Origin of the sequence: Streptococcus sp. HF-2466 (assembly GCF_015594645.1) — a bacterium.
Lineage (GTDB): Bacteria > Bacillota > Bacilli > Lactobacillales > Streptococcaceae > Streptococcus > Streptococcus anginosus.
Map to the genome: position 1 here is coordinate 537,498 of NZ_JADNQU010000001.1, position 8,541 is coordinate 546,038.

Below are 8,541 nucleotides of genomic sequence, written 5' to 3' on the forward strand. Positions count from 1 at the left end.
AATTGAAAAAGGAGCAAGAATAGCCCTACTCCTTTTCACTATTATCCGTACCTATCGCTAACTCAAATCGACACAATTCTACGATAACTGCGTGATGTGATGAGAAAGACAAGTACATAGACGATAAAGAAAACAGCACAAACGCCAAGCGTAACTTCCAACATCAATGCAGCATTTAAGACCCCCAGAACTTTCAACATAAGGCTCAGCATATGATAAGCAAAAGCTAGGTGAACAAAGGCAAAGATGAGCGGCAAGAAGAACACCGTCAGAATTTGCTTGCGAATGGTGCGCTTGGTCTGCTTTTCATCTAATCCTACCTTTTGTAAAATTACAAAGCGGTCTCGGTCTTCATACCCTTCTGAAATCTGTTTGTAGTAGATTACCAAAACCGTTCCCAGCATAAAGACAATTGAAAGGAAAATACCAATAAAGAAAACGCCACCTAACATACTCATAATTTCCTGCACACCTTGGATTCTTGTATAACCATACACACCGGCATTATCGGGGAGCGTCGTATTGAACTGTTTCAGCTTCTTCTGGTAAGCTGTATCCAAATCGCCCTTTTTCTTATTAGAAGCCCTGATATTCAAGCCGCCATATAATTCTGTATTAATCGTGTAATGTTGCTTTTGGGAATCCACCAATTTTTGTGGGTCATTAACCACCATAAAAAGTGATTGAGGGATAATGATATTATACTGATCTGTAATGTTTCCAAGAACAAAGTCCTCTTTTAAAAGTTCTTTAACTATCAATTCTTGCCCGTTCAGCTTAAGAGGCTGAGTTTGCTTGATAGAGATTCCTTTTGCAAAGATTACTGTCTCATTATCTTTTAAATTCAATATTTTGCCCGTCATTTTCCGATAATCATCAGCTGAAAACAGCAGAATATAAGCCTGTGGAGAAACTCGTGTTTCACCTTTTGGATAAATATCAAGCTGATTGCCCTTTTGATTTTTAATTCCCATCGAATAATATTGATAAGCATTTTTCTTAGTGACTGTTAAATGATTCTCTTTTGCAAATTCTGTCAATGCCTGATCCAATTGAGCAGCTGACACTCCCTTCCCCTTTATCGTATAATCTTGGGGATACATCACGCTTTTAAGATAACCAGCACCTGCATAAATATTGACACCTCCAGCCAAGGTGACCAAAACCATCGTTGAAAGAATCGCAATCGTTGCCAATCCCACTGCATTTTTCTTCATCCGAAAAATCAAATTGGACACAGAAATCATATTATTAGGTTGATAATAATACCGTTTATTTTTCTGAAGCAACCGTAAAAATACTGTAACTCCTGCATTGAACAGCAGATAAGTCCCTAAAATAACAAAGAGAACAGCTATAAAAAATATACCAATTGCTGTCAATGGATTTTTGACACTTAGAGCTAGGTAATAAGCATAGCCTAAAGAAATCGATCCAATAATCGTTTGAATCAGAAGAAATCGTCCTTTTCTTTCACCGCTATTCTTTTCCTTGGCCAATTGCAAAGCATTAAAACGTAGAATCCTCAAACCGTTGACAAGCACCAAGCCCGCAAAAATAACGCCATAGATGACAACAACTGAAATAAGAACTACCCATTGAAACGTGGATACTAAGACAACTTTTAACCCCATCAATTTCAGTAAAAAGGCATAAATCAGTTTATCAAATACAATACCAAATCCAAGACCAATCGTGACAGTCGTCGCTCCTAAAATCAATAACTCAATGAACACCATGGTAAAGAGATGACGTTTATTAAGCCCTAGCATTCCATAAAGACCTAGCTCTTTCGAACGGTTTTTCATGACGAAGCTATTAGCATAAAAAACGATAATCGCTGCAGCAATCGTCACAATAATCACTCCAAGAGCCAAGACAAATGAAATAGAACTTGCCCCCTGCATTTTTTGTAAATGGGGATTAAACGTTAAAGAATTAAAAATATATGAAATAGCGACGACTAAACAAGTTGCCAACGCAAATGGATAGTATAATCTACGATTTTTCACTAGGTTAGAAACCGCTAATTTTCCCGCTAATCTAAACACCTTGACTCACCTCACTTGCCATAACCGTTAAGGTATCTGAAATTTCTTGGAACATCTGCCGCTCTGTTTTATCGCCTCGGAAAATTTGATTGTACAAAATTCCGTCCTTGATGAACAGTACTCGCTTAGCTCGGCTTGCCGCCGAAGTCGAGTGCGTTACCATAAGAATCGTCTGTCCGCGGTCATTGATGTCATCAAATACATCTAAAAGCGCCGCAGAAGACTTAGAATCGAGCGCCCCTGTTGGCTCGTCTGCCAGCAGAATTTCTGGATTGGTGATAATAGCACGCGCCACCGCCACCCGTTGTTTTTGACCACCGGAAATTTCATAAGGGAATTTTTCCTGCAATTGGTTAATCCCCAGTTCATTACAAGTAGTAACCAACTTTTGCATCATTTCTGTAATCGAACGGCGTGATAAAACGAGCGGCAAGAGAATATTGTCCTTGACCGAAAGCGTGTCTAACAGGTTGAAATCTTGAAAAACGAAACCTAATTTTTCCCGACGGAAGCTCGAAGCTTGACTGTTTTTAATCGTCGCTGTATCCGTGCCATTGAGAAAGACGCGTCCTTCGGTTGGCTTGTCTAGCATGGCAAGAATGTTGAGCAGAGTGGACTTCCCAGAGCCAGATTCCCCCATAATAGCGACATAATCGCCCTCATCTACTGTAAAATGAATGTCTTTCAGTGCTTCTACTTGGTTGCCTTGAAAGCGGGTTTTGTAAATTTTCTTCACGTGTTGTACGTCTAATAGTGTCATCATTTTCTCCTAACAATTTTTATATATCTATCATACTGAAAAGAAAAGTAACTTTCCATACTTTAACCTTTCATTTTTGACTTTTATCTTACATTTTTGTAAGATTGCCTGAAGCTGTACTGATATTAAAAATGTATCTCAATGACTATATTGTAGCCAGAAATAATATTGACTAGAAGCACAGCCGATTTTTGTCTTTTCGATTTCTTTTTTGGAAATTTTTTCAGTTTTTGGCATTGATTTTTGCTTTAATAAAATTGTTTTCATGTTCTTTCTCCTTTATTTTCTTTACACTTATATGATACAAAAATCGCTAAACAGCTGCCATAACATAACCTTTCATTTGAGCCTTAAAAACTTACATTTTTGTAAGAAAAAAGGCTTGGACAAATGTGTCCCCAGCCCTCTGGATATAACTACAAGACCTAAGCTATTCTTTTGTACGGTTTCTTCTTAATTTTACAAGTGATTCATTGATTTTCTTTGTTTTTAGATAAATATCTAAGCGAACAAATAGCCAAATTAAAATATAAATAACAATGAAATCTAGCCAAAATTCAGCTCGCACAAGATTGAAATCCCAGCCATTATAAATCATCATCACACAAACTACAATTAAAGTTAGGAAAAAATGAATCGTTAACTGTAGCAAATAAGAAAAATTTTCAACCTCAAATAGTAAAGTAAATAAGCCAATCAAAGCACTCATTATCAAGATACTTATGATATTAGCAGTTGTCGCTTGGGATTCTTGGATCCGAAAAGCTAAGACAAGTAAATAAGCTAAGGAACCAGTGCGCAGACCTTCTAGCATAGACACTACAATTTTTTTCATGTTTGTTCCTTTCTACAAACCGAGATAATCCATTAACAATCTGACGTATTTTCGACTGACACTTGACTTAATTTTGTTTGTCAATCTAGCCGTCATATTTCCTGAAAAGCTATCCGATAATGATAACAAATGGTCAATATTGATGACAGCGTGTTTTGAAATTTGAATAAAGTTTTTACGATTAACCCGACTTTGAAAATGTGTGAGTGTTTCGGTCGTCGCATAGATACCATCCACACAATACACCATCAATGTTGTCTGATTGATGTCTGCCAAAATAATCTGATCCGTCTTTACCATGACAATTTTATCATCTGTTTTAATGGGAATAGCATTCACACAAGACGACTTGTACTGATGTAAATATTCAAAAATTTCTTTGGCTTCAGCTTCTAACTCGTCCGCTTGAATCACAACAAGTGGATCATTTGAAGGAATGGTTGGATTCATTTTGAATTTAGTCTGCAAAAAATTTCTCTAACTTTCTATCAATTTAAGCAGTTTTAGTCCACCGATTGGTAGCAAACTGTTGGATTGTCCAAATGACAAGCAAGGCAACTAAAACTACTACAACTATATAGTATGTTTCTTTCATTGTCAATAGAGATTCCCACTTTAATTGAATGCCCATCATCTTTTCAAAATAATCTTGCACTGCTGTATTATGATGAAAAGCAGTAGCTAAGCTATCTTTCATCATTACTTGTCTAAAAAGAGAAGCAATATATGTGGAGGGAGTACATTTCATTATCGTTTGAGCAAATGACGGAAGAACCCCTATTGGAATATAGGTTCCAACTAAGAAACCAGAGGCGGCTCCGATAATCGTTGCTAGCTTTCCAAGCGTATCTACTGATTTGAAGTGATTCACAAGAATACCATTGAAAATCGAGCATAAGAGTGCATTGAGCACCATAATAAGGAGGATTTGAGGAAGCAAAGTCAAATCAACGACAATCTGATCGTCCCAGATAAAGTAGCCTTCCATGACAGTAAACATGATGATCTGCATCAAAAATCCAATGATGGCAGTACTCAGAAGGTAACTGATAGACAAGCCCCAGCGTCCCAAATCTGTCAGAACTAGGTCTTGTGTTACGTTACTTTCTCTATCTTTCGCTAGTTGGGAAAAACTCGAAAAGGTTGTGGTTAACCCTGTAATGGCAAGCGTTCCACCAATCAACCACGAATCCAATAACTGATTGGTATGAGGGACTTGACTCCAAGAGGTCTTGATATTTGCTTTCAAAAAAACTAAGTACAATATAAAGGAAATCATGGCTCCAAGAAGGGATAAAACCACTCCACTACGATTACGAAAATATAGTAAAAAATTTCTTTTAATGATTATTATCATTTTAACGTACCTCTCTTCCTGTCAACGCCATAAAAGCATCGTCCATTGTTCCTGGTCGAAATTCAAATTGTCGAATAAAAGAGCGACCACACGTTAGAATCTCTAAAGCCTTTTCTGTCGTTTCTGGGTGAATCAACAGTTCATTCACTCTTACTTCCTCAAAAGGAATCTCTTCCTTCAAAATTTCTTTAAAATCAGCAGTATCGGTCACGAATACCTTGAGAAAATTCTGAGCATATTGCTCTTTAATCTGATTAGCAGAACCTTTGGCAGTCACTTGACCGTGATCCACAATATAAATCATATCTGCATCATCTGCTTCATCTAAATAATGAGTGGTTAAGATAACCGTCATCTTCTCTTTTATTTGCAACTGGTGAATCAGCTCCCAAATGGCTTTCCTAGTTTGAATATCTAAACCAGTAGTTGGTTCATCAAGAAAGAGAATATCTGGGCTATTCAGCAGAGCACGGGCAATATCCACTCGTCGTTTTTGTCCACCTGATAAAGTCCCATATAATTGCGTTGAGAAATTTTGCAATCCCAATTGATTCACTAAGCCATCCACTTTTCCTTTATCAATATCCTTATATTGACCTGCTCTAATTTCTAAATTTTCTTGCACCGTTAGCATATCATCTAAAACACTGTTTTGGAAAACAACACCTAATTTAATGGGGTTATCATACAGTATCTCTCCTGCCGTAGGCTGCAAAAGTCCTGTCAACATTTGAATCGTTGTAGACTTTCCAGCACCGTTTGGTCCTAAAATAGCGGTAAAACTTCCTGTTTCAATCTGAAGATTCAAATCATTCACAGCTTGCCTATTATCATAGACTTTGCTAAGATGGCGTGTTTCTAGTAACATAACGTTCCTCCAATAATTTATTTTACGAACTTATCATACTCCTCACTTTTAAAAAAATCTCGCACTTTTGGATAAGAGGTTCTACTAGCTAGATAAGAAGTCAGATTTACAAGATAAAAACCACTCGCCAAAAAACGAATGGTTCAAAATACTTATTGTGCTACAATCTTTTGGTAGCTTCTGGAGGTCATTACAAACACTAAGATGTAAACTAAGAGGAAAACACCGCAAGTGGTTATCGTTGTTTGAATGAGTAATGGTATATTTGTTGCACCTAAGAGAGCTACAATCAGCTGCAACATATGAAAAGCAACAGCGATATGAAGAAAGGCAAAGATAAGTGGTAAGAAGAAAACTGTTATGATTTGCTTTCGAATTGTTGCCTTCGTTTGCTTTTCATCCAGTCCAACTTTTTGCAGAATGATAAAGCCTTCACGATCTTCATAACCTTCTGAAATTTGTTTGTAATAAATCACAAGAACTGTCCCAAGTAGGAAAATCGTAGAAAGAAAAATGCCGATAAAGAGAAGAGTTCCAATAACTCCTTGATAATCTTTTTCAATGCGGTAACGCTCAGAAAGACTGATATTGCCACTTTCCTGACCTTGTTGCTGAAGAGCATTGAAAATACTTTCTTGGAGATCAACCTGTTTATTGGAAGATTGGATACCGATGTAGTAAGTATAGAAAGATTTCAGACCGACTTGACTGGGATTATTGACAACCATATACATGTTTTTTTGTGACACCATACCAGAGGGATTGACAATCTTTCCATGTGCAAAATCTGTCGTCAGATGCTCTTTGATGTTCCACGATTTTCCATTGATGGTGAGAGCTTGCTTTTGATTGATTCGAAGATTTTTTGCATATAGAAGTGCTTCATTATCAGCCAAATCAACTTTTTTCCCTGTCATTTTTTCGTACTCTTGACGGCTGATGACAAGGAAAGGAGCAATCATCTTTTGAGTTTCTTCTACACTTAGTCCTTCCGTCGTTTCAGCAATAGTCAGCTGATTGCCATTGATTTTCGAAATCATAGAAAATTGATAACTATAATCTTCATACCTGGCATCTGTCAAGCCTTTTTCCCGTGCTACTTCTTTGACTGTTTGCAAAAGCGCTGCATTTTTATCCGTCTTTGCGCTTGTAACCATGATATTATAATCTTTTGGATACAAAGTTGTCAGATAATCTTTCCCACCTACATAAATATTGATAGATCCGACTAGAGTTACTAGCAGCATGGTTGAAAGGATTGAAATCGTTGCTAAACCTGCAGCATTCTTACGCATACGGAAAATCAAATTGGATACAGAAATGAAATTCTGCGTTTTGTAGTAATATTTTTTTCTTCTCTTTAAAAATTGCAATAATGTGATTGTCCCTGCATTAAAAAGAAGATAGGTCGCAAAAATAACCATAAGAACTGCAATAAAGAAAGTCGCAATGGCAGACACCGGCTTGTCAACTGTGAGTGCGATATAATAAGCCGCAGCCAGAAGCCCTAAACCCACAAGCGTCTGCAAGCCAAGAAATCGTCCTTTTTTCTCTCCAGCCTTCTTTTCTCTCATCAAATGAAGTGAGCTGTAACGAAGCAGGCGCGTAGAATTTAAAAAGAGAATCAGCGCAAAAGCCACACCCAGACTAGCTAAAACGGTGAAAATATTCGACCATTGGAAAGTTGAGGCAATTACTACTTTCATTCCCATGAATTTCAGCAAAACTGCAAAAAGCAATTTGTCTAAAAGAAGACCTAAACCAATTCCAAGTCCGACAGTCACTAAGAAAAAGTAAAGCATTTCAAAGAAAGTCATCAGCAGCATGTGCCGCTTCTCCATTCCTAAGATACTGTACAAACCAAGCTCCCGTGAGCGATTCTTCATGACAAAACTATTGGCATAGGTGATAAGGATAAGAACTGCAATCTGAACGACCCAAATCCCAAATTGCAGGGTCATACGAGCCGCCGAACCGCCGTAACTAGCTTCTAGATTTGGACTGTAAGCGAGCGATACGAAACTATACAAAATCGCTGTTGCCACAATCGTTGCTAGAGCAAATGGATAATACAGACTGCGATTTTTTATCAGGTTTGAGACTGCTAATTTATTCGTTAGTTTGAACATAACCACTCACCTCACTTGCCATAACCGTTAAGGTATCTGAAATTTCTTGGAACATCTGCCGCTCTGTTTTATCGCCTCGGAAAATTTGATTGTACAAAATTCCGTCCTTGATGAACAGTACTCGCTTAGCTCGGCTTGCCGCCGAAGTCGAGTGCGTTACCATAAGAATCGTCTGTCCGCGGTCATTGATGTCATCAAATACATCTAAAAGCGCCGCAGAAGACTTAGAATCGAGCGCCCCTGTTGGCTCGTCTGCCAGCAGAATTTCTGGATTGGTGATAATAGCACGCGCCACCGCCACCCGTTGTTTTTGACCACCGGAAATTTCATAAGGGAATTTTTCCTGCAATTGGTTAATCCCCAGTTCATTACAAGTAGTAACCAACTTTTGCATCATTTCTGTAATCGAACGGCGTGATAAAACGAGCGGCAAGAGAATATTGTCCTTGACCGAAAGCGTGTCTAACAGGTTGAAATCTTGAAAAACGAAACCTAATTTTTCCCGACGGAAGCTCGAAGCTTGACTGTTTTTAATCGTCGC

At 37.9% G+C, this 8,541-nt stretch carries 9 protein-coding genes; all 9 read right to left on the reverse strand.

The annotated features are described in order from the left end of the window. Positions 1-62: 62 nt before the first annotated feature. The gene (locus IYQ91_RS02625) at positions 63-2,051 is read right to left on the reverse strand and encodes an ABC transporter permease (protein ID WP_195672985.1); all 1,989 of its coding nucleotides are present in this window, start codon (positions 2,049-2,051) and stop codon (positions 63-65) included. After that, positions 2,044-2,811: an ABC transporter ATP-binding protein gene (locus IYQ91_RS02630; protein ID WP_003040243.1), complete on the reverse strand. Its 768-nt coding sequence runs from the start codon at positions 2,809-2,811 to the stop codon at positions 2,044-2,046. The genes IYQ91_RS02625 and IYQ91_RS02630 overlap by 8 nt, the downstream gene beginning before the upstream one ends. 138 nt (positions 2,812-2,949) lie before the next feature. Next, positions 2,950-3,078 (reverse strand): hypothetical protein, encoded by a 129-nt coding sequence (locus tag IYQ91_RS10070; RefSeq protein WP_003030748.1) that lies wholly within the window; start codon positions 3,076-3,078, stop codon positions 2,950-2,952. 163 nt (positions 3,079-3,241) lie between these two features. Continuing rightward, positions 3,242-3,646: a DUF3021 domain-containing protein gene (locus tag IYQ91_RS02635; RefSeq protein ID WP_003030740.1), complete on the reverse strand. Its 405-nt coding sequence runs from the start codon at positions 3,644-3,646 to the stop codon at positions 3,242-3,244. 12 nt (positions 3,647-3,658) lie between these two features. After that, a complete protein-coding gene (locus IYQ91_RS02640; protein WP_174721263.1) occupies positions 3,659-4,114 on the reverse strand; it encodes a LytTR family DNA-binding domain-containing protein in 456 nt (151 codons plus the stop codon). Positions 4,115-4,139: 25 nt separating this feature from the next. After that, positions 4,140-5,003, reverse strand: a complete 864-nt coding sequence (locus IYQ91_RS02645; protein ID WP_195672986.1) for an ABC transporter permease — start codon at positions 5,001-5,003, stop codon at positions 4,140-4,142. 1 nt (position 5,004) lies between these two features. Further along, a complete protein-coding gene (locus IYQ91_RS02650) occupies positions 5,005-5,871 on the reverse strand; it encodes an ABC transporter ATP-binding protein (protein ID WP_195672987.1) in 867 nt (288 codons plus the stop codon). 152 nt (positions 5,872-6,023) lie between these two features. After that, a complete protein-coding gene (locus tag IYQ91_RS02655) occupies positions 6,024-8,000 on the reverse strand; it encodes an FtsX-like permease family protein (protein ID WP_195672988.1) in 1,977 nt (658 codons plus the stop codon). Then, on the reverse strand, positions 7,981-8,541 hold a 561-nt coding region (locus tag IYQ91_RS02660), incomplete at its 5' end, for an ABC transporter ATP-binding protein (protein WP_195672989.1). The genes IYQ91_RS02655 and IYQ91_RS02660, both read right to left, overlap by 20 nt.

What these genes read in the sequence shown, in the direction of transcription:
- IYQ91_RS02630 (WP_003040243.1), bottom strand. Translation starts at nt 2,811, where the DNA reads ATGACACTATTAGACGTACAACACGTGAAGAAAATTTACAAAACCCGC.
- IYQ91_RS10070 (WP_003030748.1), bottom strand. Translation starts at nt 3,078, where the DNA reads ATGAAAACAATTTTATTAAAGCAAAAATCAATGCCAAAAACTGAAAAA.
- IYQ91_RS02635 (WP_003030740.1), bottom strand. Translation starts at nt 3,646, where the DNA reads ATGAAAAAAATTGTAGTGTCTATGCTAGAAGGTCTGCGCACTGGTTCC.
- IYQ91_RS02645 (WP_195672986.1), bottom strand. Translation starts at nt 5,003, where the DNA reads ATGATAATAATCATTAAAAGAAATTTTTTACTATATTTTCGTAATCGT.
- IYQ91_RS02650 (WP_195672987.1), bottom strand. Translation starts at nt 5,871, where the DNA reads ATGTTACTAGAAACACGCCATCTTAGCAAAGTCTATGATAATAGGCAA.
- IYQ91_RS02655 (WP_195672988.1), bottom strand. Translation starts at nt 8,000, where the DNA reads ATGTTCAAACTAACGAATAAATTAGCAGTCTCAAACCTGATAAAAAAT.